Origin of the sequence: Roseovarius litoreus (assembly GCF_900142765.1) — a bacterium.
In the GTDB taxonomy this organism is placed as follows: Bacteria; Pseudomonadota; Alphaproteobacteria; order Rhodobacterales; family Rhodobacteraceae; genus Roseovarius; species Roseovarius litoreus.
In genome coordinates this window covers 463008-484260 of sequence record NZ_FRCB01000001.1, presented here as the reverse complement: position 1 = coordinate 484260, position 21253 = coordinate 463008, and the positions used below count along the sequence as shown (strand labels likewise).

Here is a 21253-nt window from a genome sequence, read left to right as displayed (position 1 = left end):
TTTCAGCGTCGGGGGCAGGGCCCCCTGCACCGCCCGCCGCAGGGCTCAGACGCCGATATAGCGGTCCACGATGCTGCGATCCGCGCGCAATTGGCTGGCCTCCATCACCGCGCCGCCGCGCCCGTTTTCAAGAAAGGCCACCCGGTCCGCCACCGACAGCACCGCATCCACCCTCTGCTCCACCAGAAGGATCGCCACGCCCGCCTCGCGCAGCGTCACGATCACCTGCCGGATCGCGTCGATCATCGACGGCTGCAGGCCTTCGGTCGGCTCGTCCAGCAGCAGCGCCTTGGGCCTCAGGCACAGCGCGCGCGCCGTGGCCAGCATTTGCTGTTCGCCGCCCGACAGGGTCTGCGCCGGCTGGTCCATCCGCTCGCGCAGGCGGGGGAACAACTCAAGCACTTCCTCCAGCGTGTCGCGCCCCGATCGTCGCGCCCGCAACCCGATCTCGAGGTTCTGTGCCACGCTCAGCCCGGTGAACAGGCGCCGACCCTGCGGGATATATCCCAGCCCGGCGCGCGGCACCTCATGGGCGGGACGCCGGCTGATCTCCGCGCCATCCAGCAGCACGCGCCCCCCCATCAGCGGCAAAAGTCCCATCGCCGCCTTCATCACCGTGGTCTTGCCCGCCCCGTTGCGCCCCAGCAGGCAGACGATCTCGCCTTGCGCCACGTCCAGCGAAAAGTCCCGCAGCACCTGCGCCTTGCCATAGCCCGCGCTGATCGCTTCCAGCCGCAGCATCATCCCGTCCCCAGATAGGCCGCCTGCACGGCGCGGTTCTCATGGATCTGTGCAGGTGTCCCCTCGGCCAGCACCGTGCCGAAATTCAGCACCGTGACCCGGTCGGCCAGCTCCATCACCACATGCATGTTATGCTCGATCAGCAGGATCGCCGCCTGCTCCCTCACCTCGCGGATCAGCGCCTTGAAGCCTTCGATCTCGCCATCCGACAGGCCCTGCGTCGGCTCGTCGAGGATCAGCAGCCGGGGCGCCTGCACCAGTCCCATGGCAATCTCCAGCAGCCGTTGATGACCATAGCTCAGGTTGCCCGCCTCCTCTTCGCTGCGATCACTCAGGCCCACCCGCGCCAGCGCCTCGGACACCGCTGCGTCCACGCGCACAGCCCCCGTCAGACGCCGCCTTGCCGCCAGAGCGACATTCTCGTGCACACTCAGCCCCGCGAAGACCGAGGTGATCTGGAACGTATAGGCCATGCCACGCCGGATGCGGCGATGCGCGGGCAGGCCGGTGATGTCCTCGCCGTCGAACAGGATCGTCCCCGCCGATGGGGCCACGCGTCCGCAGATCATGCCCACCAGCGTCGTCTTGCCGGCCCCGTTCGGGCCGATCAAGGCCCGCACCTCGCCCCGCGCCAGATCGAAATCCACCTCCGTCACCGCCTGCAACCCGTCGAACCGCTTCGACAGGCCGCGCGTCGACAGCAACGCGCCGCTCATGGCAGACCTTTCCAGATCCGGCGCCGGACCTCTCCGGCCAGCCCCTGTGGCGCAAAAAGCGTCAGCGCCACCAGCGTGACCCCCGCGATCAGCATATAGGCGCTGGTGATCCCCGAACTCAGATCGATGAGGTAGAACATGAACAATGTGCCGATGAACGGGCCAAGCACCGTGCCCGCGCCCCCCAGAAGCACCCACAGAAGCGGGAAGATCGAATATTGCACGCTGGCGAAACTGGCCCCGGCATAACCGAAGAGCAGCCCGTAAACCGCCCCAGACGCGGCGGCCATCGTGCCCGAGATGACCATCGCCCCCAGCTTGTGGGCATAGATGTCATAGCCCAGCATCCTGACCCGCTCCTCGTTTTCGCGGATCGCCACCAGCACCCGGCCAAAGGGCGCGCGCACCAGCCACAGGCTCAGGCCAAGGCAGATCGCAAACAGGCTCAGCGCCGCGAAATAGCGGTTTGCCGGATCGCTCAGGTCGATGCCCCACAGCACGCGCTGTGCCGTCTGGATCACGAAGCCCTCGTCACCCCGCGTGTACTCTCCGAAATAGAGGATCGTCAGATATCCCGCCTGCGCGAACATCAGCGTCACGATCATGAAGGCCACGCCTGTCGTCCTCAGCGCCAGCAGCGCCAGCGCCCCCGAGATCAGCGCGCCCGCCACAATCCCGCTTAACAGCCCCGGCGCCGGGGTGAAGCCCGCATGCTGGATGGTCAGGGCCATGCCATACATGCCCGCGGCAAAGAACAGCGCATGACCAAGGCTCAAAAGGCCGGTATAGCCGAACAGGATGTTGTAGCCGATCGCATAGCTCGCCAGCACCATGATCCGCGCCAGATTGCCGTGGTGATAGGCCGGCAGCACGAAATGCAGCCCGATCAGCAGCGCCACAAGCCCGCCATGCAGGGCCAGAACCCGCCGCGTCTCGATGCTCATGCCGCCCGCGTCCCGAAAAGCCCCTGGGGCCGGAACACCAGCACCAGCCCGACCAGCAGCGTCGCAAGGATCTTGGCCAGTGTCGGCGAGAAGAAGACCGAGATGATCCCGTCGCTCAGCCCGATCAGCACCGCCGCAAGCACCGTGCCGGGAAGGCTGCCAAGCCCTCCGATGATGACCACGATGAACGACAACAGAAGCGGATCGGCCCCCATCAGGTAATGCGCCTGCTGAATGGGCACGATCAGCACCGCCGCCAGCGCCGCCAGCCCGGCGCCAAGCCCGAAGACCAGCGCATAGACCTTTTCCACCGGGATGCCGAAGGCCAGCGCCATCTCCCGGTCAGCCTGCGTGGCGCGCATCACCAGCCCGATGCGGGTGCGTGTCATCAGCGCCCACACCCCGCACAGCACCGCGCCCGCAGCACCGATCACCGCCAGCTTGTAGCTGGTCGTCGACAACCCCCACGGATAATAGAATTGCCAGCCGCTCTCGCCCCTCTCGATCCAGGGCAGGGCGATGCGCTGGTTGAACGGCGCCTCCACCGGGCGGGCCTCGGGGCCATAGCTCATCAGCGTCAGCTGCTGGATGATGTAAAGAAGCCCGATGGTCGCCACGATCGTGCGCTCGGGGTCATAGTCCAGCCGCTTGAGGATCGTCATATCGGCCGCCACCGCGATCGCGCCCACCAGCAGCGGCGCCACCACCAGTGCCGCGACAAAGCCCAGTGCGGGATGCCCGCCCATCCAATGGGCCACATACCATGCGATCACCGCTCCCAGCATGAAGAACTCTCCATGCGCGATATTGACGACCCGCATCACCCCGAACACCAGCGACAGGCCCACCGCCGTCAGCGCCAGCACCGCCGCCGTCACTGCCCCCTCGAGCGAGGCCAGCAGGATATATGGTCCGATCTCCATATCCCGCACAGGCTTGCCCCGGACGGGGCGTCAGGGCAAGCCCTCATGATCTCTCGATCAGCTCAGCGACCCGGCCTCGCGGTCGAACAGATAGACCGCCACCGCCGTGCTTTCGCTATATTCCGTCAGCTCGAACGCGGTCTTGAGCCGTTGCAGCACGTCGATCTTGCCTTTCACGAAAGCGTCCAGCTCGTCCTGCTGGTCGAACCGCACGATCAGCGTGACCGTGGCGCCCTTGTCGATCAGGATGCTCAGGCTCGAGATATTGGCCTCCGCGATCGCGCCGCCGATTTCCTCGGACAGAATTGACACCCCGATCTTGGCCTGTTCGAGGGACTTGAAGCGCAGCGTATAAACGCGACTATACATCTCGCGATCCCTCTCAATCCAGAAGCGCGAACATCGCGTCCAGCAACTCGGTGTTCTTCAGCGGCGACACCGCCCGCTTGTAGTCCGCCGGCCCAAGCCCGTTTCCGGTCTTCAGCGTCGTGCCCTCTTCGCTCAGCTCCAGACCGGTCTCGGTCTCCAGCGCCAGACCAAGCGCGAGCAGCGATATTTGCTCCTCCCTCGCCACCGGCTGACCCATGCACAGGTTCAGAAACGCCCGTGCTGTGCCCGTCTCGTTAAGACCGGCGTTCTGAAATTCCCGCAGAATGCGCTCGCAATCGCGTGCCGTCTGTTCCTGCCGGTCGGTCTGCATCTGAATGCTCAGCACCATCTCCGCCGCAACCCCGCTCAACAGTTCCACCTGATCCTCGCTCAACTCTCTCGGCTCGAAATCCACCGCACAGATCGTGCCCAAAACGTAGCCCTCCGCCGTAACCAGCGGAAAGCCCGCCCAGAACACCCAATGCGGATCGCCCGTGATCAGCGGATGCGCCTCGAACGTGGGGTGCTGGCGCATGTCGCTCACGATGACGGGCTTGGTATCCAGCAACGCGTGCTGACAGATCGTGTTTTCCCGCGCCACCTCGGTCGCGCCGGTCAGGCAGCCGGTGAAATTCTCCGACAGAAAATACTGCCGCGCCTCATCCAACAGGCCGGTATACGAGACAGGCACCCCCGCGATATGCCGAAAGAGCTTGGTGTAGATGTCGAACCTCGACAACGCCTTGCTCCCCATCAGCCCGCTGCGCTTCACCGCAGCCAACCGCCGCTCTTCATTCGCCGGCATCCTTGCTGGCTGAAACTCTGTGTCTTTCATGCGTCCCGTCCCGCTTGTTCGAAAACTCAAACGGCAGACATGTCAGGATTTGTAGGGCAGGGGCCGGTTTTTCGGGCTGGCGGGAGGGGGCGGTCAGGCGCGTCCGCGCGCCCTATGGCACCTCTTCGGACCCTGTTGCTGTTCGGCGAGCCTCGTGCGATGACATGCGCCTGTTGCCGTCAGGCAGCGACAAACCGGAAAGTGCCAGGCATATGGACGACCAACGCGACACACGACAAGCGATCTTCAGAGGGGCCATGCTGAAATGCCCATCCTGTGGGCAGGGCAAAGTCCTCTCCGGCTACCTCACGGTCAAAGACCAGTGCGCCCATTGCGGACAGGACCTCAGCCATGCGCGCACCGATGACGGCCCCGCCTATTTCACCCTGCTGGTGGTGGTCGCCATCGTCTTTCCCATGTTCGGCCTGATCTATTCGCTCTTCACGCCCCGGCCCCTCTGGGTCGCGCTCTTCATGGTGGTGTTGTCCACGGCTCTGGCCCTCGTCCTGCTGCCACGTGTCAAAGGCGTGTTCATCGGCTTTCAATGGGCCAAGAGACTGCACGGCTTCTAGGCATCCGGGCATCAGCCAAAGGCGAAACGCGTGCCCCGAGTGAACCGGGCACCGCAGGTCGCGAACATCCGCGAGTCAGGTTTTTCGCGAAACGCGTTAAACCATCGCCTCGCATTCGCGGCGCAGTTTCACGGCATTCAGGCTTTCGTCGATCTCCACGTCGTCATAGGTCAGGATCGTATCGACCGGCACATCGCGCAGCAGCTTGATGTCGCCCGTCAGGCCCAGTGGCAAAGCCCTCATCGGCACTGAAATTCGTGTCGGGCGCAATTGACCGGCAACGCAATAGCCGCCTTCGCCGTCCAGCATCTCGCCCGCTTTCAGGTCCCTCTTTGCCACGGCCACCACGTCCGAGCGAAACTCCTTGCTGGTGCCGGTTGCTTCTTTCCGGATGCCAACCGAGCCGACGGACAGACCCAATTCCAAACCGATCAGGTGAAAGCGTTTGAAGTTGCAATAATAGAGCCCGCTGTCATCGGTCGAGACCATGTATTCCTCAAAGCAGTTCTTCACATAGTCCGAGGTCGCCTTGACCACGACCCAGACACCCTGCCGGATGTCATTGGGGATCATGGTGCCGTCTGCCGCAAAGCTCGAGATCACTTCGACCATGCCGGCCTCTTCCAACACGCCGCCTTCGCTTCGGGGCCGCATCAGGGTGGCGATGTCGTCGATTGCGCCGGGCGGATAGCTCAGGCCATGTGTCGGCGCATTCAGCCCGGTGGCGTTGGAAATCGCGGCACTTTCGATGGCAGGTTTGGTGCCGTCCAGAAAGCTGTTGAACATCTTGGGGTTCAGCCGTCCGCGCTCGGCCTGTTCCGGGGTCACGCCCCAGAAGTCCCAGATCGTGTCGGGGGTGGAAAAACGGTATTCGGGTTTCCACTTGTGGCCCCGTCCCGCGGCGGCGACCTCGAAACCGCAGGTGCGGGCCCAATCGACCAGCTCCACCGTCATGGCGGGCTGATCGCCGTAGGCTTGGCTATAGATCACGCCCGCCGCCTCGGCCCTTGCGACAAGGGCCGCACCACAGACGGCATCGGCCTCCACCGTGGCCGAGATGACGTGTTTGCCCGCCGCGAAAGCCGCAAGCGCGTGGTCGACTGCGATCACCGGGTTGCCGGTACATTCGACAACGATATCAACGCCGGGATGGTCGATCATCGCCATCGCATCTTCGCCCACATGGGTTGTGCCGGACTGAAGCGCTGCGTCCAGTGACGCGGCCTCGAGCCGGTCAGGGGACCATCCGGCGTAGACCATGTTGGATTTGGCGACATCGACCCGCAGATCGGCAACGCCGACCACATGAACACCGGGAATGCGCAGGGCCTGGGCCAGAAACATCGTGCCGAACTTTCCGGCCCCGACGACGCCGACGCGCAGGGGCATGTTCCGTTCTTGGCGTTCCTGAAGTTGTTGGTACAGGCCCATGGTCATCTCCCTTTGGTGGTGCACTCCGTTGCGCTTCAGTGGCACCTAAATCAGGGGGAATGTAAACACCAAGCTCGCCCTTGCCGCGCCGGTCGATTTGGGTGGGGAGTGGCCGTTGGCTTCAGCCCCGGCCAAGGTCTGCTATGCGGACAGAGCTGCCATCAAACATCGAACGGCAAAGGTCTGTTTTGTAGACGAGAGTTTCTATGTCTATCCGAAAATACTATCGAGATTTCCGATAATACTTATGAGCAGGGCCACGCCGCAAATCAGGATCGCCAACCAGAACATATACTGCATTACGAATGCTGAAACGCCGATGCCAACGGCCATATATGGAAGCCGGTGTGGTTCGTTTCGGTATAGTCCAATACCGCCGAGCACGACCGCGATACCCGCCACGCAGAGCGCGGCAATTGTAATGATCCGACCATAGTCTCGGGGCGGTGGACTGCGCTCTGGGGCTGGTTCCCCTGACAATGCACGCGCGGCGGATTGCTTTATGTCTGCTGCAATCTCGCCAATGACAGAACCGCTACTCTTCTCTTGCGGCTCAAAAAAAGCGGAAAGTTGAATGAGAATGACGATGAGACTTACAACACCCAGCATAAATCCAGCCAATCCAAATTTCGCGGGCCGCTCTTCGATTGTCTGTTCCATCGTATTACTCTTTCGTCGTTTCAGCGAGCGCAGATAAATCACAGACACGGCGAAATTATGGCATCTGAACCCAGAATATACCGCCAATACGTGCCAGCGTAGATTTCTTATCGAGCAGAAAAAGCAGCCATTGTTGGCGAACGCAGCATAATGCACTTTGGGCTCCTTCCTGCCGTTCGCCGCACACAACGCGAACATCCGCAAAGGCCCGATATTACCCAGCAGCCCCCTCACTCATAAACACACCGAAACCCCACATAGACCGCATAGAACGACGCCGGTTTCCATTGCATCCCGTCGATCCGCGTGGCGCGCGGTCCGTACCACCAGCTTCCGCCCGCTGTCAGGGCGTCGTCGCCTTGCCGGTCGGCCACCCATTCCCAGACATTGGCCCCCATGTCGTAAAGCCCGTTCACCCCTTCCTTGGTCGTGCCGACCTCGACATGATGGCTGCGATTGTTGTTCATCCCGTCCGGCTCATCCCCGACCGGATAGGTGTAGCTCCGCTCCTGTTCGAACCCTGCCGACGGGGCCGTGCGTTGTTCGGTATAGGCCGCCGAGGCCCATTCCTCCCGCGTCGGCAACCGGCCTCCGGCATCCCGGCAAAAGGCTTGCGCCTCGCCCCATGTCACATGCACGGCGGGCTCGTTTTCCGATGCGGGCCGCCCTTGCGGCGTCTTGTATGTCCAGCCGGGGCGGCGCTCCCATCCGGCGCCCCATTCAAAGCCGCCGCCGTTTCGCTCGGCCTCGGTCACAAGACCCGTGCGCTCGGCAAACGCGGTGAAAGCGCCGACCGTGACCTCCCACCGATCTACCGCGAACCCGTCAAGCTCGACACGCTCCGCCGCCGCCGGACCCGCCGCGACAAGGACGATACCGAAAAGAAAACCCCGCATCCGCTCTGCTCCCTGGACCTGTCACCGGCAAAAGGGTAATCCGCCGCTGACGCTCGGCAATGGCGAACCCGCAGATGGGTGCCGGATATGGGTTGGACAAGGACAGGCCAGCCGCACCGTCAACGTTCCGGCGCATCTTCCGGAAGGCGGTCATGCACTGCGGCTTACCCCAGCTCTTTCTGGCATTCGATGACGGCCTCGAGACCAACCATCGTTCCGCTGAGATCAATGGCCATCACCTCACCATAGGCATTATACAGCGTCATCGTGTATTTCGCGGCGATGTCCCACAGGAATTCGGGATTGTCGAAATAGATGTCCGCGCCGGGGACCCCGGCCAGGTAAATCCCGGTAGCTTCGCCTTCATATTCGGCGCCATCCAGATCGAAAAGGATCGGGTAAACCTCGCCCTCTTCGATATCGCCCCAGGCATCGTTGAATGCGGTCACGTAACCGGCACCTTCGTTGCGATCAAACCCGATACGCACCACGGAGCCGTCATTGTATTCGGCCTGAATCAAGCACCCATAGCCCAATGAGGGATCGACCATCACGTCCCAGCCCTCGACTTCACCAAGATACTCGAGGTCTTGGGCACAGACAGCGGTGCTCGCGACAGCGAGTGCGATGGCAAGTGCGGTGCTGGATCGGCGGGGGAGATTGGGTGTCATAACGCGTCCTCTTTACTGGTAACCGGCAGTCCCAACGCGGTATGCCGCCGCATGCAGCCTGTCCCTGATGACATCCGTGGGTCAAGTATTTTGTCTCTCAGGCTAGCCGTCGCTCCGCAGCCTGAACAAGGCAGGGCGAGGATCGCCTTAATGCGCTCTCACGCGCAGCACGGTGTTTCCGGACGTCACGGAATCTGGAGGTGTTTTTGCGCGCAAAGCGAAGCGCCGCACATGGCTCGGCCCGTTGGCTCGGGGCTGCTCAGCCGTTCTGGCGCATCATCCGGAAGGCGGCAGAGGCGCCCCAGCCTGCGGCGATGGCGATGGCCAGCGACATCAACCCGTAGATCATCGGCTGTTCGCGCGACAGCGTGTAGATCCACCGCTCCAGCCCGACCTTGCGCACCTCGATCGCGGTTTCGAACTGCGATACCACAGCGCCGCCGCGCGTCAGGAAAATGCGCGTCTGATACGAGCCCTCGGTCAGGTTCGCCGGCAACTCGATCGCGGTGCGGAACAGCGTCTGCTCGTCCAGCGCCACGGCGCCTTCCAGCATCTGGTAGCTGAGGTTCTTCTTGCGGATCCGGATCAACGCATCGGTAAAGGTCTGCGCATCCGCCACCTCGGCAGGGGCGCCCACCGACCGGATCGCGCGGTTGATCGACACCCGGTGCCGCAGATCTTCGACATTGCTCAGCACCTGATCCAGCGGACGGGTCGTCGCCACCGCGTAGAAACTGGGGGCGGCGTCGATCTCCACCGCGTCGGTATTGACCCAGATGCCCAGCACCCGCTCCTTGCGGCGCATGGTCAGCGGCTTCGACGGCCCCGCGATCGTCACGATCACATCCAGCGGCTCATCGGGGATCGCCGCCTGCCGCTTGACCGCGCCGAACACCAGCACCTCCGAGCCTTCGAAGGTCGCCGTGATCCGCACCTTGTCGCTCGACAGGCCCAGCACCACCTCTTCGGCGGTCGCCGGCATCGCCATCAGACAGATCAGCAGGGCAAGGCGCCTCAGCATCTCAATGCCCCCCGGCCGCGCCGATGGAATACAGCTCGGACGGTTGCAGCAACAGGTCGAAGGCCAGCTTGAAACACACCGCCAGCACCATCATCGCCAGCAGGATGCGCAATTGTTCGGCCTTCATCTTGGTCCCGATCTGCGTGCCGATCTGTGCGCCGATCACGCCCCCGATCAGCAACAGCACCGCCAGCGCCACATCCACGGTGAAGTTCGTGGTGGCATGCAGCATCGTGGTGAAAGCCGTCACGAAAATGATCTGGAACAGCGACGTGCCCACAACCACCTTGGTCGGCATCCCCAGCAGATAGATCATCGCCGGCACCATGATGAAGCCGCCGCCGACCCCCATGATCGCCGCCAGAATACCCACCGCCACACCGACCAGAAGCGGGGGAATCACACTGATGTAAAGACCGCTCGTCCGGAACCGCATTTTGAACGGCAGCCCGTGGATCCAGTTGTGCTTCTTGCGCTTGGGCACCACCTTGCCCGACCGGGTCTGCCGGATCGCGCGCAGGCTCTCGAAGAACATCATGCCGCCGATCACGCCAAGGAACAGGACGTAACACAGCTTGACCAGCAGATCGACCTGGCCCATCGACTTGAGATAGTTGAACACCACGACGCCAAGCGCCGCCCCGAGCAACCCGCCGATAAGCAGCACGGTGCCCATCCTCAGATCGACGGTCTTTCGCCTCAGATGCGCCAGCACCCCCGAAAAGGACGAGGCGACGATCTGGTTCGCCTCGGTCGCCACGGCGACAGCCGGCGGAATGCCGATGAAGAACAACAGCGGCGTCATCAGGAAGCCGCCGCCAACCCCGAACATGCCCGAAAGCACACCCACCATGCCGCCCAACCCCAGAAGGAGGAAGGCATTGACCGACACCTCGGCTATGGGCAGGTAGATTTGCATGGCTGTTCCTAGACGCAGTTTCCCTCGCATTGCAAGAGATCAGGGCGCCCAGATCCCGTCAGGCCCGATCAATTCTGCTAAACTGGACTTATCTTTCGGATTATCTGGACCGTGCTCTGATGCGCCCCCGGCTCAAAGCTTTTTTGTCAGGATAAGCGCATCTGCGCGCCTGCCATCGTCCAGCCGGTAATACCCTTCGCGCCGCGCGCTCTGCTGATATCCCGCCGCCAGATACAGCGCCACCGCCGCGCCATTGGTCTCGGCCACCTCCAGAAAGGCCTGTGCGGCGCCGCGCCTGCGCGCCTCGTCCTCGAAGGCGGCAAGACAGGCCCGCGCAAGCCCCTGCCGCCGGGATGCAGGATCGGTGGCCAATGTCAAAAGCTCGGCCTCGTCCGCGATCACCCGGCCAAGCGCAAAGGCCCGCGGCTCGCCCATCGCAAACACATGTTCCGAGTCCAGAAGCGTCTCGAATTCCGACGCCTGCCACGGGCGCGACTGACCGGCAAAGGCACGGTCGTGCAGCCGGGCCAGCGCCTGCGCCTGATCCGTCCCCGGCGCCAAACGTGCCAACGCTTCCGTCATTCCAGAATCACCGGCGGCGCGTCGCGCGACGGGGCCGCATCGGCAGGCTTGACGTAAAGCGGCGCGGGGGCCGTGCCGGCATCGGCTTTTGCCGCGATCCGGGCGATGGTCCGGGCCAGCTCTGCGGCGTAGGGCAGGCCCGCCCGTGTCAGGCCAAGCGCCGCGATCTCGTCATCGTCCGCGAGACGCGGATCGCCTCCGGGCGGACGGATATAGCTCAGGCCGCGAGGCCCCGGAATGCAGGGCAGCGCCGTGGCATCCCGCCCGAAAGCGGCCACGTCAAAACTCGACACGCCCACCGCAGGTACCCCAAGCGCAAGCGCGAGGCCGCGCGCCGCCGAAACGGAAATCCGGATGCCGGTGAAATTGCCGGGGCCGATGCCCACCGCGATCCGGTCCAGATCGGCCCATGTGGCGCCGCCTTCTGCCAGTATCTCGGTGAGCAGGGGCATCAGCCGTTCGGCCTGCCCGCGTCCCATCTCTTCGGCGCGCGCGGCCACGATCCGGTCGCCGCGCAGCAAAGCGGCCGCGCAATGCGCGGCCGATGTGTCGAAAGCCAGTATCACAGGGGTGTCAGACACCAACCGGGCGCACCTCGGTCACTTCGGGGATGTAGTGGCGCAGCAGGTTCTCGATGCCCATTTTCAGTGTGATGGTGGACGAGGGGCAGCCCGCGCAGGCGCCCTGCATATGCAGATAGACCACGCCGCGTTCGAAGCCGTGGAACGTGATGTCGCCGCCATCCTGTGCCACGGCGGGACGCACGCGGGTGTCCAGCAGCTCCTTGATCTGGCCCACGATCTCGGAATCCTCGCCCTCATGGGCGGCATGGCCCGAGGCGTGTTCGGCATCCACCGCCATAACCGGCTGACCGGATTGGAAATGCTCCATGATTGCCCCAAGGATGGCGGGTTTGATATGGTCCCATTCGGCGTCGTCGGTCTTGGTGACGGTGACGAAGTCATTGCCGAAGAACACACCCCGTACGCCCTGAACGCCGAACAGCCGCGCGGCAAGCGGCGACTTGTCCGAGGCTTCGGCGGTCGGGAAATCAGCTGTCCCTGCTTCCAGCACGGTCTGTCCGGGCAGGAATTTCAGCGTCGCGGGGTTCGGTGTGGATTCGGTCTGAATGAACATGTGTCGCGCCTTTCCAGTGGTTCCTCAAGATATGCGCGCGCAGGGCGCAGCTGTCAAGGATTGGAACGATTCTAAACTGTCTCCCTGCCTTGGGGGCCTGTGTCTTGGGGGGGCTGGAGAGGCTGTGTCTCGGCGTGGCCTGTGGTGTGGGGCCGTGTCTTGGTGTCGTGCGGTCTTGGGGTGGCCTGTTTTGTTGGGCCGTGTCTTGGTGTCGTGCGGTCTTGGGATGGCCTGTGTTGTTGGGCCTGTCTGGTTGGGCCTGTCTCGTGGGTCGTGCCTTTGCAGGCCCTGTGTCTTGCGGGCCTTGAGTGGTCCTGTGTCTGCAGCGGCCATGCGTGTTCAGTGAGCCTGTGTCTTGGGGATCTTGGTTGCTGTGTCTTGTGGGGACTGTCTCGTGGGGCCTGAAAACCGCATGGACCCGCTCAGCTACACAGAGTTTCAGACACTCCCGTTTGATCTGATACACAGAGTTTCAGACATTCCCGCCCGATCTGATACGCGGGGTTTCCGACATTCCCTGCCTCGTGGGCCTGTCTCGTGGAGCGGCCTGTCTCGTGCGGCCCCCTTCAAAGCCCTCCCAAGCCATGCAAAGGCCTGCGAGGCCGTCACCGGCTCTCGCCGTCACCGGACCAGAGCCGCGAATATCCCATATCTCTCCCGTCGCAGGGCGGATCACCGGCAAAACCGCGTCCCGAACCTTTTCGACCCACCGCCACTGCCATAGCCATAGCCATAGCGAACATCGCCCATGCAGAACCATGCTATCACCCATCGCCGCACCCCTCTTCTGCCGCTTCGAGGACCTGCAGATCGCCCAAGCTCACCAATGCCGCCACGGGTTGACCATGGCGGGTGACAACCAGCCTGTCATCGGTGGCGGTGACGTGATCCAGAAACGCGCGCCAATTCTCGCGGAGTTTGCGGCTGCTTGTTCGGACATGCATGAAGCACCTCGGGTCTACGTGATCCTTCGCACTCTGCCGCACAAAGGTTAACATACGCTTTCCGCGCCGCGCTTTACCGTTTGAATTTTATCCGTCTGACAGGTGGCGCGCGCCTGAGCCAGGCGCCTGTTGTGTACGAGATGGACACAAATTCCGTGCCTTGGTCCGATTTTCGTCCTGAACGCGTGTATGTTTCGTACGAACCCTACACAACTCGCGGCCCTGACCGGACCCGGTGCTCAGGTGATGGACTCAAGCCGTTCCTTGCTCAGGTCGCCCGGCACAATGGTGATCGGAATCGGCAGGCTGCCCGAGTTTCTCGACAGCTGTGTGACCAGCGGTCCGGGGCCCTTCTTGCCGGTGCCGGCGCCCAGCACCAGGACGCCGATTGCGGGATCGGCCTGCACCTGTGCGATGATCTCGGAGACCGGCTCGCCTTCGCGAATAACCAGTTCAGGATCAACGCCTTGCTTGTCCCGCATCCATTTCGCGAAGACCTCGAAATGCGCCTCGATCCGCTCGCGAGCCTCCTCGCGCATGATGTCGCCCACCCCGATCCAGTGGTTGAACTCTTCCGGCGGAATCACCGCCAGAATCTCGACGCCCGCATTGGTATGCGCTGCCCGCATCGCGGCGAACCGCATCGCGTTCAGGCACTCTCGGCTGTCATCCAGGACGACCAGAAACTTGCGCATGTGTATTCTCCTCGGTCCGGCATCATGATCGCGATTTGCGCTCGGGGCAATAGAATGATTTCAAGTGATTGCGATACAAGGAAATTATTCAGTCAAAAGTGCCTGCAACCCGCCCCAGAAGCATGAAGGCGCGCGCTGTTCTCGTGTCGGAAATCTGCGATATCTCGGCATCCGTCGCGGTTTGCGCGAACTGCGTGAACATCCTGTCATAGAGCCTCAGGAAGTGGTGCGCGGCATCGCGAAAGATCGGATCCTGCTTCATCCGTGCGGCCGTCAGCGCAAGCGACGACCGGTCGCGCACCCCGCCCAGCGCCGCGACGGCTCGACCCCTTTCGCCCGATGCGAAACGTCGCCACAACTCGGGCCGGGCCATGTCGGGGGTCAGGTCATCCATGTAGATGCCATCATGCGACATCAGGGTCAGCACGTCCTGTGCGGCCTGGATCAGCTGCGCTGTCTTGCGGTCCTTCAGCGCCTTGCGCAGCGCGGCAAAGCCTTCGCGGTCATCGGTGGTTTCCGGAAAGTGCAGGGCGCGGATGAAATCGCTTTTTCCCAATGGCGGCAGCATCTCGTCTGCGGTGGTGCCCAAGGGCAGCGCCACCTGATCGTCGATGACCTGCGGTTCGGCGGGCGGCTGTGCCGCCGCCTGTGCCAGCTCGGCATGCCGCGTCGACGAGAACATCGCCAGCGTGGTCTCGGCCTTGCGCTGCGCCGCCGCGATCTCTTCGAGCTTCTGGGTGACCGTGGGTTCGGTCATCGTGTGGCGTGTCTGATTTTGCGCGACATAGGCTTGCCGGATCGCGTCGATCGCGGCCTGCAGGCGCTGGCTTTCCTCGCGCATCACCTTCGAGGCGCGGGCCGCCGTGGCCGCCACCCAGATCATGGCGACCGGCATGAAGATCGCCAGCATGATCATGATGAATCGCAGCACGCCCCCCGGCTCCGAGGCGGTGCCATCGGTATCCATCACCACGAAAAAGACCACTGCCCCAATCAGCCAGACAGCCGAAAGCGCCAGCGCGATCACCTCTATTCCGGTGATCCGCTCTTTGGCGGTCTTGTCATAGATGCCCAACGGTGTCGCGGGCGGGTCCTTGCGCTCGGGCATGGGATCCTGTGCCTGTCAGATATATTCGACCTTTAGCACTTCGTAGGATTTCTCGCCACCGGGTGTCCGCACTTCGACGCTGTCGCCCGCCTCCTTGCCGATCAGCGCGCGCGCGATCGGAGATTTCATGTTGAGAAGACCGTTTTCGATATTGGCTTCGTATTCCCCGACGATCTGCCAGGTCTTTTCCTCATCGGTATCTTCATCCACGAGCGTCACCGTCGCGCCGAATTTGATCGGACCCTTCAACTTGGTCGGATCGATGACCTCGGCACGGCTGATCACGCCTTCCAGTTCCTTGATGCGACCCTCGATGAAGGACTGCTTTTCCTTGGCCGAATGATATTCGGCGTTTTCGGACAGATCGCCATGCTCGCGCGCCTCCGAAATCGCGCGGATGATCGCCGGGCGTTCCTCGGATTTGAGTTGCTTGAGTTCGACCTCAAGGGCCGTGTGGCCCCTGCGGGTCATGGGAATCTTCTCCATCGTAACTGTCCACTTCTTTTGCGGCTTGGGTCGTGTGATCCCGTCGGTTCGCGTCTGAATTTTCGTCAGATTGCCCGCATGGGGCAGGGCATTGCAATAGGGGATGATCAGGCGAGACGCATTGTGGTGCGGCAAAGTTGTATTTTGCCGGTTTCATATATGAATTACGTCGTGTTTCAATTGACGCCCGACGCGATGGCACGCTAACCACGTGCGCAACTTTGTTACCGGACCGCAAGGCCTTGGGAAAGGATTGACCAGATGTCTGACGCGACACGCGAAGCGATGGAATATGATGTGGTGATCGTTGGAGCCGGGCCTGCGGGCCTGTCGGCGGCGATCCGGCTCAAGCAGCTTGATCCATCGCGCGAGGTGGTCGTGCTGGAAAAGGGTTCGGAAGTAGGGGCGCATATCCTGTCGGGCGCGGTGCTTGACCCTTGCGGTCTGGACGCCCTGATCCCCGACTGGAAAGAAAAGGGCGCGCCGCTCAACACACCGGTAAAGCAGGATAATTTCTATCTTCTGGGCGAGGCTGGCCGGTTGCGCGTGCCGAACTTTCCGATGCCGCCGCTGATGAACAACCATGGCAATTACATCGTCTCGATGGGCAATGTTTGCCGCTGGATGGCCGAGCAGGCCGAAGAGCTGGGTGTCGAGATTTTTCCCGGCATGTCCTGTTCCGAACTGATCTATGGCGAAAATGGCGAGGTGAAGGGCGTTGTGGCCGGTGAATTCGGCAAGAACCCCGACGGCACGCCCGGTCCCGCCTATGAGCCCGGGATGGAGTTGCACGGCAAGTATGTGTTCCTGTCCGAAGGCGTGCGCGGCAGCCTGTCGAAAGAGGTCATCGCCAAATACGATCTGAGCGCCGGCAAGGAGCCGCAGAAATTTGGCCTCGGCATGAAGGAAATCTGGGAGATCGACCCCGAAAAGCATAACGAAGGCGAGGTGACCCATACGATGGGTTGGCCGCTTGGCGGGAATGCCGGCGGTGGATCGTTCATCTATCACCTTGAAAACAATCAGGTCTATGTCGGCTTTGTCGTCCACCTGAACTACAAGAACCCGTATCTCTACCCCTACATGGAATTCCAGCGCTTCAAGCATCACCCGATGGTCGCCGAGCTTCTGAAGGGTGGCAAGCGCGTGGCCTACGGCGCGCGGGCAATTTCCGAGGGCGGGTATCAATCGATGCCCAAGATGGTCGCGCCCGGTGTCGCCCTGCTGGGCTGCTCGGTGGGCATGGTCAACGTGCCCCGCATCAAGGGCAACCATAATGCCATGCTGTCGGGCAAGGCGGCGGCTGAAGCCGCGCATGACGCGCTTGAGGCGGGCCGCTCGAGCGATGAGTTGAGCGCCTATGAGGATGAGGTGCGCAACGGCGCCATTGGCAGCGACCTCAAGAAGGTGCGCAACGTCAAGCCGCTCTGGTCGAAATATGGTCTGGGCGCGTCGCTGGCGATGGGCGGTCTGGATATGTGGACCAACACAGTGGGCTTTTCGGTGCTCGGCACCCTTGGACATGGCAAAAGCGATGCCGAGGCGACGGAACCGGCCAGCAAGCACAAGCAGATCGACTATCCCAAGCCTGATGGAAAGCTGAGTTTCGACCGGCTGACCAATGTCAGTTTCTCGATGACCAATCACGAGGAAAGCCAGCCCGCGCATCTGACGCTCAAGGACGCGTCCGTGCCGATCAGCGTCAATCTGCCGAAGTATGATGAACCGGCACAGCGTTACTGTCCTGCCGGCGTGTACGAGGTGGTCAGCGAAGAGGGCAAGGACCCCAGGTTCGTCATCAATTTCCAGAACTGCGTGCATTGCAAGACCTGCGATATCAAGGACCCCAGCCAGAACATCAACTGGGTGACACCGCAGGGCGGAGACGGGCCGAACTATCCCAATATGTAAGCCAGATGTTGAAACTGCCGGTGCGGGGTGGCTCTTGGGTCGCCCCGCATTGCCTTGTGAGGCGCATCATACTAGATAGGAGTGCAAGCTAGGTAATAACTTCGAGGCAGGCTGTCGTGACATCGAAAACCCTTACCGCCTTGCTGGTGACGGCGCTTCTGCCGCTGACAGCCCCTCCCGTTATCGCTGATGAGGCCATAGGCTCTTATCTGGCCGCGCAGCAGGCGCGAGCCGACAATGATTTCACAGCGGCGGCCGAGTATTTCACGCGTGCGCTCACCGAGGATCCCGGCAATCCGGCGATCCTGGAAAATGCCGTGGTGGCGCATATCGCACTGGGCAATTTCGATCGCGCCGGACCGGTGGCGCGGAAGATGCAGGCCGATGGGTTCCAAAGTCAGATCGCGCACATGGCAATGATCGCCGATGAGGCCGCGCGCGAAGATTACGATGCACTTCTGGAACGGATTGCCGAAAACCGTGGCGTCGGCCCGTTGGCGGACGGGCTGATCCTGGCTTGGGCTCATCTTGGCAAAGGCGACATGCGCACGGCGCTTGGTCATTTCGACGATGTGTCCGAGCAGCGTGGTCTGCGTAGTTTTGGCCTGTATCATAAGGCACTGGCGCTGGCTTCGGTTGGCGATTTCGAGGGCGCCGACCAGATTTTTTCCGGCGACTCGGACGAACCCATGCAGAGCACGCGGCGTGGCACGATTGCATGGGCCGAGGTTCTCAGTCAGCTTGAACGCAATGACGATGCCGTTGCGCTGATCGACGAGCTGTTCAGATCAGACCTCGATCCCGAGGTGCAACAGCTCAAGGATCGTCTGCTCGCGGGCGAGCAGGTGCCTTTCACGCGGATCCGCAATGCGCGCGACGGTTTGTCCGAGGTGTTCTTTTCGCTTGGCCGCGCTTTGCTGTCCGATACGGGCGGGGCCTATGCGCTGCTTTATTCTCGGGTTGCCGAGCATCTGAATGCCGATCACACCGATGCGATCCTGATGTCGGCGGAAATACTCGAAAGTCTCGATCAGTTCGATCTGGCCACCAAGACCTATGCCAAGGTCCCGCGCGACAACCCGTCGTTCTACGCCGCCGAGCTTGGTCGCTCCGAAAGCCTTCGTCGCGCCGGCAAGACCGACGCTGCCATCGAAGTTTTGGACCAGCTTGCCAAAACCCATGGCGACATCCCTTCGGTTCACGTCGCCGCCGGTGACTTGCACCGGCAGAGCGAAGATTACGAACAGGCGATTGCGGCCTATGATCTTGCTCTGGAGCTTTATGCCGAGCGTGAGACAGATCAGTGGTTCGTCCATTATGCCCGTGCCATCAGTTATGAAAGACTGGGGGTTTGGGAAAAGGCCGAAGCTGATTTCCGCCGTGCGCTTGAGCTTAATCCCGAGCAGCCCCAGGTTCTGAATTATCTTGGGTATTCGCTGGTCGAAAAGCAGATCAAGCTGGACGAGGCGTTGGACATGATCGAGCGCGCGGTCGCCGCGCAACCCAATAGCGGCTATATCGTCGATAGTCTGGGATGGGTGCTCTATCGCTTGGGCCGGTATGACGAGGCGGTACAGCATATGGAGCGCGCCGCCGAGCTGATGCCTGTCGATCCGGTGGTCAACGATCACCTTGGCGATGTTCTCTGGGCCGTGGGCCGCAAGGTCGAAGCTGAATTCCAGTGGAAGCGTGCGCTGTCATTCGTGGACTTGGAAAATCCCTCTCCGGATATCGACCCGGATCGTATCCGACGCAAACTCGAGGTTGGTCTTGACCAGGTTCTCGAGGAAGAGGGCGCACCGCCTTTGAAGGTGGCCGACGATGGTGGTTGAGGCCTTCGCCCCCGCCAAAGTCAATTTGTCTTTGCATGTGACGGGCCGCCGGTCTGACGGGTATCACGAACTGGATTCTCTCGTCATGTTCGCCGATATCGGCGACCGGATCGAGGTTGAGCTGTCTGACAGCGCCTCTCTCACCGTCGAGGGAGAGATGGCGGCAGGCGTTCCCACAGACGGGTCCAACCTTGTAATGAAGGCTCAGCAGCTGATGGGGGTGTCGGCCTCTATCCGGTTGCACAAGACCCTGCCGAATGCGGCGGGGCTTGGCGGTGGCTCCAGCGATGCAGCAGCAGTGATCAGGGCATTGTCAGAGCTTTCCGGCACGCCGCTACCCAAGGACGTTCTGTCACTCGGTGCCGATGTTCCCGCCTGTCTGGCCGGACAGGTCGTTCGGATGCGCGGCCTTGGCGAACGGATCACTCCGGTGTCTGGTCTGCCTGCCTTGAATGCCGTGCTTATCAATCCGAACGTGCCGGTGCCGACGAGGGACGTTTTCGAGCGCCTTGAAACCACAACCAACGCGCCCATGCCCGATGACCTGCCGCAGGGGATCAGCGCGGCAGAGTTCGGGCGTTGGTTGCGCGACATGCGTAACGACCTGGAGCCGCCTGCGATCCTCTTGCAGCCTGTTATCGCACAGGTTCTTGGTGCCTTCGCCGTGACGCCGGGCTGTCAGCTTGCGCGCATGACCGGATCCGGCGCCACCTGTTTCGGGCTTTATGCAGATAGGGAAACCGCGTCTTCCGCCGCCGGCAGGCTGCGCGAGGCGTTTCCCGGCTGGTGGGTGGCCGCGACGCGGCTGAACGCAGCTGACTGATCAGTTGACCCGCGCGACGACGTAATCGGCCAGATCCGTCAACATCCCGCGCACGGCGTGATCGGGCAGAGCCTCCATCGCCGATTTCGCCTTGGCCGCCCAAGACAGCGCATCCTGTCGTGTCGCCTCCAAAGCGCCATGCTTTGTCAGCAGATCAAGCGCATGCTCGAGATCGCCATCTTCCTGACGACCCTTTTCGATCGTGCGTGTCCAGAAGGCGCGCTCGGTCTCATCGGAGGCGGCGACGGCCTTGATGACCGGAAGCGTCAGTTTGCGTTCGCGAAAATCATCGCCGACATTCTTGCCCGTGGCATTGCTATCACCCTGATAATCCAGAAGATCGTCCACGATCTGGAAGGCGATACCAAGCGCATCGCCATAATCGAAAAGCGCCTTTATCTGTGCTTCAGGGGCATCTGCGATCACGCCACCCACTTCGGTCGCAGCGGAAAACAAAGCGGCTGTCTTGCCGCGCACGACCTGCAGATAGATGCTTTCGTCGGTTTTGAGATCCCGTGCCGCACTCAGTTGCAGCACCTCGCCTTCGGCGATCACCGCCGCCGCGTTCGACAGGATATCGAGCACTCGGAGATTGCCCGGCTCAACCATCAGCTGAAACGCGCGGGCAAAAAGGTAATCGCCCACAAGCACGCTTGACTTGTTGTCCCACAAAAGGTTCGCGGTGGGCCTGCCCCGGCGTTGCTGACTTTCATCGACCACGTCGTCATGCAGCAAGGTGGCGGTGTGAATGAATTCCACCGTGGCGGCAAGATGCACGTCGAACGCACCGCCATAGCCACACATATCGGCGGTTGCGAGTGTCAGCATCGGGCGCAGGCGTTTGCCGCCCGCTTCGACCAGATGGGCCGTCACTTCCGGGATGCGCGGTGCGTGCCGCGATGCCATCCGCTCGCGGATCAGCGTATTGACGGCGGCCATCTTGCTATCCAGATGCCGGGCCAGTTGCTCATGCGGTTTCGTCGCGGCGTGGTCCAATCCCATCACACTCCCGTCACACCTGTCGACAAATAGACCGC

General features: G+C 62.2%; 24 protein-coding genes. 4 read left to right on the top strand and 20 right to left on the bottom strand.

Going from position 1 to position 21253, the window contains the following annotated elements:
- Positions 1-45: 45 nt before the first annotated feature.
- Genes F3H35_RS02375 through F3H35_RS02350 form a run of 6 tightly spaced genes read right to left on the bottom strand, consistent with a single transcriptional unit; the run spans position 46 to position 4528 of the window.
- Complete coding sequence (locus tag F3H35_RS02375) at positions 46-741, bottom strand: ABC transporter ATP-binding protein (protein ID WP_149778379.1); 696 nt, start codon at positions 739-741, stop codon at positions 46-48.
- Complete coding sequence (locus F3H35_RS02370; protein ID WP_149778041.1) at positions 741-1457, bottom strand: ABC transporter ATP-binding protein; 717 nt, start codon at positions 1455-1457, stop codon at positions 741-743. Before F3H35_RS02370 ends, F3H35_RS02375 begins: the two co-directional genes overlap by 1 nt.
- A complete protein-coding gene (locus tag F3H35_RS02365) occupies positions 1454-2401 on the bottom strand; it encodes a branched-chain amino acid ABC transporter permease (protein ID WP_149778040.1) in 948 nt (315 codons plus the stop codon). The genes F3H35_RS02370 and F3H35_RS02365 overlap by 4 nt, the downstream gene beginning before the upstream one ends.
- On the bottom strand, positions 2398-3324 hold the full coding sequence (locus F3H35_RS02360; protein WP_149778039.1) for a branched-chain amino acid ABC transporter permease: 927 nt from the start codon (positions 3322-3324) through the stop codon (positions 2398-2400). Before F3H35_RS02360 ends, F3H35_RS02365 begins: the two co-directional genes overlap by 4 nt.
- Before the next feature lie 57 nt (positions 3325-3381).
- The gene (locus tag F3H35_RS02355) at positions 3382-3693 is read right to left on the bottom strand and encodes a hypothetical protein (RefSeq protein WP_149778038.1); all 312 of its coding nucleotides are present in this window, start codon (positions 3691-3693) and stop codon (positions 3382-3384) included.
- A gap of 13 nt (positions 3694-3706) precedes the next feature.
- Positions 3707-4528: a GAF domain-containing protein gene (locus F3H35_RS02350; RefSeq protein WP_149778037.1), complete on the bottom strand. Its 822-nt coding sequence runs from the start codon at positions 4526-4528 to the stop codon at positions 3707-3709.
- Positions 4529-4740: 212 nt separating this feature from the next.
- Here F3H35_RS02350 and F3H35_RS02345 point away from each other — a divergent pair, with 212 nt between their 5' ends.
- Entirely contained in the window at positions 4741-5100 is a 360-nt protein-coding gene (locus F3H35_RS02345; RefSeq protein WP_223228288.1) for a DUF983 domain-containing protein, read from the top strand.
- 96 nt (positions 5101-5196) lie between these two features.
- On the opposite strand, the gene F3H35_RS02340 is transcribed toward F3H35_RS02345, so the two are convergent.
- The 13 genes from F3H35_RS02340 to greA all read right to left on the bottom strand — a co-directional run bounded on the left by F3H35_RS02340 (position 5197) and on the right by greA (position 15650).
- Positions 5197-6531, bottom strand: coding sequence for an NAD(P)H-dependent oxidoreductase (locus tag F3H35_RS02340; RefSeq protein WP_149778035.1), 1335 nt, complete (start codon positions 6529-6531; stop codon positions 5197-5199).
- A 210-nt stretch (positions 6532-6741) separates the two neighbouring features.
- A complete protein-coding gene (locus tag F3H35_RS02335; protein ID WP_149778034.1) occupies positions 6742-7191 on the bottom strand; it encodes a hypothetical protein in 450 nt (149 codons plus the stop codon).
- Positions 7192-7421: 230 nt separating this feature from the next.
- Positions 7422-8087 carry a formylglycine-generating enzyme family protein gene (locus F3H35_RS02330; RefSeq protein ID WP_149778033.1) on the bottom strand — a complete coding sequence of 222 codons (666 nt, stop codon included), beginning with the start codon at positions 8085-8087 and terminating at the stop codon, positions 7422-7424.
- A 164-nt stretch (positions 8088-8251) separates the two neighbouring features.
- The gene (locus tag F3H35_RS02325; protein ID WP_149778032.1) at positions 8252-8758 is read right to left on the bottom strand and encodes a hypothetical protein; all 507 of its coding nucleotides are present in this window, start codon (positions 8756-8758) and stop codon (positions 8252-8254) included.
- Positions 8759-9017: 259 nt separating this feature from the next.
- Positions 9018-9779 (bottom strand): TIGR02186 family protein, encoded by a 762-nt coding sequence (locus F3H35_RS02320; protein ID WP_149778031.1) that lies wholly within the window; start codon positions 9777-9779, stop codon positions 9018-9020.
- A 1-nt stretch (position 9780) separates the two neighbouring features.
- Positions 9781-10698, bottom strand: coding sequence for a sulfite exporter TauE/SafE family protein (locus tag F3H35_RS02315; protein WP_149778030.1), 918 nt, complete (start codon positions 10696-10698; stop codon positions 9781-9783).
- 132 nt (positions 10699-10830) lie between these two features.
- A complete protein-coding gene (locus F3H35_RS02310) occupies positions 10831-11280 on the bottom strand; it encodes a GNAT family N-acetyltransferase (RefSeq protein WP_149778029.1) in 450 nt (149 codons plus the stop codon).
- Positions 11277-11861, bottom strand: a complete 585-nt coding sequence (gene tsaB / locus F3H35_RS02305) for a tRNA (adenosine(37)-N6)-threonylcarbamoyltransferase complex dimerization subunit type 1 TsaB (protein ID WP_188129842.1) — start codon at positions 11859-11861, stop codon at positions 11277-11279. Before tsaB ends, F3H35_RS02310 begins: the two co-directional genes overlap by 4 nt.
- On the bottom strand, positions 11854-12417 hold the full coding sequence (locus tag F3H35_RS02300) for a NifU family protein (RefSeq protein WP_149778027.1): 564 nt from the start codon (positions 12415-12417) through the stop codon (positions 11854-11856). Before F3H35_RS02300 ends, tsaB begins: the two co-directional genes overlap by 8 nt.
- A 764-nt stretch (positions 12418-13181) precedes the next feature.
- A complete protein-coding gene (locus tag F3H35_RS02295) occupies positions 13182-13361 on the bottom strand; it encodes a type II toxin-antitoxin system Phd/YefM family antitoxin (RefSeq protein ID WP_188129841.1) in 180 nt (59 codons plus the stop codon).
- A 239-nt stretch (positions 13362-13600) separates the two neighbouring features.
- Entirely contained in the window at positions 13601-14056 is a 456-nt protein-coding gene (locus tag F3H35_RS02290; RefSeq protein ID WP_007812426.1) for a universal stress protein, read from the bottom strand.
- 88 nt (positions 14057-14144) lie between these two features.
- Entirely contained in the window at positions 14145-15164 is a 1020-nt protein-coding gene (locus tag F3H35_RS02285; protein WP_149778025.1) for a hypothetical protein, read from the bottom strand.
- A 15-nt stretch (positions 15165-15179) separates the two neighbouring features.
- Positions 15180-15650 carry a transcription elongation factor GreA gene (gene greA, locus F3H35_RS02280; RefSeq protein WP_149778024.1) on the bottom strand — a complete coding sequence of 157 codons (471 nt, stop codon included), beginning with the start codon at positions 15648-15650 and terminating at the stop codon, positions 15180-15182.
- Positions 15651-15911: 261 nt separating this feature from the next.
- Here greA and F3H35_RS02275 point away from each other — a divergent pair, with 261 nt between their 5' ends.
- The 3 genes from F3H35_RS02275 (at position 15912) to F3H35_RS02265 (ending at position 20216) form a co-directional block, all read left to right on the top strand.
- Complete coding sequence (locus F3H35_RS02275; protein WP_149778023.1) at positions 15912-17561, top strand: electron transfer flavoprotein-ubiquinone oxidoreductase; 1650 nt, start codon at positions 15912-15914, stop codon at positions 17559-17561.
- Between the two features lie 116 nt (positions 17562-17677).
- Positions 17678-19393: a tetratricopeptide repeat protein gene (locus F3H35_RS02270; protein ID WP_149778022.1), complete on the top strand. Its 1716-nt coding sequence runs from the start codon at positions 17678-17680 to the stop codon at positions 19391-19393.
- Positions 19383-20216, top strand: coding sequence for a 4-(cytidine 5'-diphospho)-2-C-methyl-D-erythritol kinase (locus F3H35_RS02265; RefSeq protein ID WP_149778021.1), 834 nt, complete (start codon positions 19383-19385; stop codon positions 20214-20216). Before F3H35_RS02270 ends, F3H35_RS02265 begins: the two co-directional genes overlap by 11 nt.
- On the opposite strand, the gene F3H35_RS02260 is transcribed toward F3H35_RS02265, so the two are convergent.
- Positions 20217-21218, bottom strand: a complete 1002-nt coding sequence (locus tag F3H35_RS02260) for a polyprenyl synthetase family protein (protein ID WP_149778020.1) — start codon at positions 21216-21218, stop codon at positions 20217-20219.
- Positions 21219-21253: the final 35 nt, after the last annotated feature.

What these genes read in the sequence shown, in the direction of transcription:
- F3H35_RS02330 (WP_149778033.1), bottom strand. Translation starts at nt 8,087, where the DNA reads ATGCGGGGTTTTCTTTTCGGTATCGTCCTTGTCGCGGCGGGTCCGGCG.
- F3H35_RS02335 (WP_149778034.1), bottom strand. Translation starts at nt 7,191, where the DNA reads ATGGAACAGACAATCGAAGAGCGGCCCGCGAAATTTGGATTGGCTGGA.
- greA (WP_149778024.1), bottom strand. Translation starts at nt 15,650, where the DNA reads ATGGAGAAGATTCCCATGACCCGCAGGGGCCACACGGCCCTTGAGGTC.
- F3H35_RS02345 (WP_223228288.1), top strand. Translation starts at nt 4,741, where the DNA reads ATGGACGACCAACGCGACACACGACAAGCGATCTTCAGAGGGGCCATG.
- F3H35_RS02260 (WP_149778020.1), bottom strand. Translation starts at nt 21,218, where the DNA reads ATGGGATTGGACCACGCCGCGACGAAACCGCATGAGCAACTGGCCCGG.
- F3H35_RS02290 (WP_007812426.1), bottom strand. Translation starts at nt 14,056, where the DNA reads ATGCGCAAGTTTCTGGTCGTCCTGGATGACAGCCGAGAGTGCCTGAAC.
- F3H35_RS02360 (WP_149778039.1), bottom strand. Translation starts at nt 3,324, where the DNA reads ATGGAGATCGGACCATATATCCTGCTGGCCTCGCTCGAGGGGGCAGTG.
- F3H35_RS02315 (WP_149778030.1), bottom strand. Translation starts at nt 10,698, where the DNA reads ATGCAAATCTACCTGCCCATAGCCGAGGTGTCGGTCAATGCCTTCCTC.
- F3H35_RS02355 (WP_149778038.1), bottom strand. Translation starts at nt 3,693, where the DNA reads ATGTATAGTCGCGTTTATACGCTGCGCTTCAAGTCCCTCGAACAGGCC.
- F3H35_RS02295 (WP_188129841.1), bottom strand. Translation starts at nt 13,361, where the DNA reads ATGCATGTCCGAACAAGCAGCCGCAAACTCCGCGAGAATTGGCGCGCG.
- F3H35_RS02300 (WP_149778027.1), bottom strand. Translation starts at nt 12,417, where the DNA reads ATGTTCATTCAGACCGAATCCACACCGAACCCCGCGACGCTGAAATTC.
- F3H35_RS02275 (WP_149778023.1), top strand. Translation starts at nt 15,912, where the DNA reads ATGTCTGACGCGACACGCGAAGCGATGGAATATGATGTGGTGATCGTT.
- F3H35_RS02325 (WP_149778032.1), bottom strand. Translation starts at nt 8,758, where the DNA reads ATGACACCCAATCTCCCCCGCCGATCCAGCACCGCACTTGCCATCGCA.
- F3H35_RS02340 (WP_149778035.1), bottom strand. Translation starts at nt 6,531, where the DNA reads ATGGGCCTGTACCAACAACTTCAGGAACGCCAAGAACGGAACATGCCC.
- F3H35_RS02285 (WP_149778025.1), bottom strand. Translation starts at nt 15,164, where the DNA reads ATGCCCGAGCGCAAGGACCCGCCCGCGACACCGTTGGGCATCTATGAC.
- F3H35_RS02365 (WP_149778040.1), bottom strand. Translation starts at nt 2,401, where the DNA reads ATGAGCATCGAGACGCGGCGGGTTCTGGCCCTGCATGGCGGGCTTGTG.
- F3H35_RS02370 (WP_149778041.1), bottom strand. Translation starts at nt 1,457, where the DNA reads ATGAGCGGCGCGTTGCTGTCGACGCGCGGCCTGTCGAAGCGGTTCGAC.
- F3H35_RS02375 (WP_149778379.1), bottom strand. Translation starts at nt 741, where the DNA reads ATGCTGCGGCTGGAAGCGATCAGCGCGGGCTATGGCAAGGCGCAGGTG.
- F3H35_RS02320 (WP_149778031.1), bottom strand. Translation starts at nt 9,779, where the DNA reads ATGCTGAGGCGCCTTGCCCTGCTGATCTGTCTGATGGCGATGCCGGCG.
- F3H35_RS02350 (WP_149778037.1), bottom strand. Translation starts at nt 4,528, where the DNA reads ATGAAAGACACAGAGTTTCAGCCAGCAAGGATGCCGGCGAATGAAGAG.
- F3H35_RS02310 (WP_149778029.1), bottom strand. Translation starts at nt 11,280, where the DNA reads ATGACGGAAGCGTTGGCACGTTTGGCGCCGGGGACGGATCAGGCGCAG.
- F3H35_RS02265 (WP_149778021.1), top strand. Translation starts at nt 19,383, where the DNA reads ATGGTGGTTGAGGCCTTCGCCCCCGCCAAAGTCAATTTGTCTTTGCAT.